This is a genomic window from Floricoccus penangensis (assembly GCF_001832885.1).
Classification (GTDB): domain Bacteria; phylum Bacillota; class Bacilli; order Lactobacillales; family Streptococcaceae; genus Floricoccus; species Floricoccus penangensis.
Map to the genome: position 1 here is coordinate 1 of NZ_MKIQ01000020.1, position 1282 is coordinate 1282.

At 32.9% G+C, this 1282-nt stretch carries 1 protein-coding gene; it reads right to left on the reverse strand.

What is annotated here, in order from left to right; genetic code table 11:
- On the reverse strand, window positions 1–1282 hold a 1282-nt coding region (locus BG262_RS03280), incomplete at both ends, for an Ig-like domain-containing protein (RefSeq protein WP_173861959.1).

Consider the following 1282-nt stretch of genomic DNA (forward strand, 5'->3'; position numbering starts at 1 on the left):
TATTTTGCATATCAGAAATCATTCTTCGTATAGCTCTTCCAGCCTCACCATTTTCACCTGGACTATAGTTTGAAGGTAGAGAATACTTTTTATTTACAACAATTAATCCATCAATATAGTAAATTCCATTGATTTTTTGTAATCTTGGTTTTTCAACTTTCGGTGGAATATAAAATCCATTAGACTCTTTAGGTGCATTATCACCTTTTCTTATAAGACGGATTTCAATAGCTTCAATCCTCTTTGAGGCTCCCTGACTTCCTGCTCCGCTTCCATTCTTAGCCCAGCCTAACCAACCTAAGTCTTGAACATGAGCTCGATAATATATGTCAAAAAAGCTAGAAAGCTCACCTGTTAAATTAATTTTTAATGCTTCCATTCTTAGTGATTGACCACTTGTTCCACTAAGTTCACCATTTGACTTCCAACCTTGCCAACCAATAGATTGGATATGACTTTGATAAGTAATACCACCTGTTAAGTTAGTACCACTTATATTAGATCTAAATGCTTCTAATCTAAGTGATTCACCAGTTGTACCTGCTAATTGGCCACTGCTTCTATATGACTGCCACCCATAATTTTGAACATGAACTTGGTAGTTTATATTTGTATTTGTTCCATTGACAAAGGATCTACTTGTATTGAAATTACCACTATTCTTTTCAACTAACTGAATTTGGATTCCTTCTAGTCTAGCTGATAAGCCCTGACTTCCAGATTCTTGTCCATTTTTTGCCCAATCTAGCCAGCCTATATTTTGAGTATGAGTACGATAATAAATATCATAGTGCTCAGATAATTCGCCTGTAAGTCTAATTCTAATTCCTTCAAGACGTAATGACTGGCCACTTGTTCCACTCATTTGATTATCTGATTTCCATGATTGCCATCCATAATTTTGAACATGTGTTTGATATTCAATTCCACCGTCATATGTTAAATTATCAAGTTTAATTTTTATACCTTCTAATCTAAGAGATTTTCCAGTTGTACCAGATAATTCACCATTATTAACATAATTTTGCCAACCATAGTTTTGAATGTGGGTTTGATAACTTATTTGTGGTGAAACGACTTCAATATCAAATTCCTTATTAAAATCACCAGAATAAACAATTATTTTTGTTTTCCCTTTACCTACACCAATAATCTTACCCGAAGAATCTACACTAGCTATGCTTCCATTTAAAGTTTTATAAGTTAGCGTGTTAATTTCTTCGTTACTCAAACTTCCATAATTAAATTTAATTTCTTGTTTTGTTGATATTTGTTTTTTTGA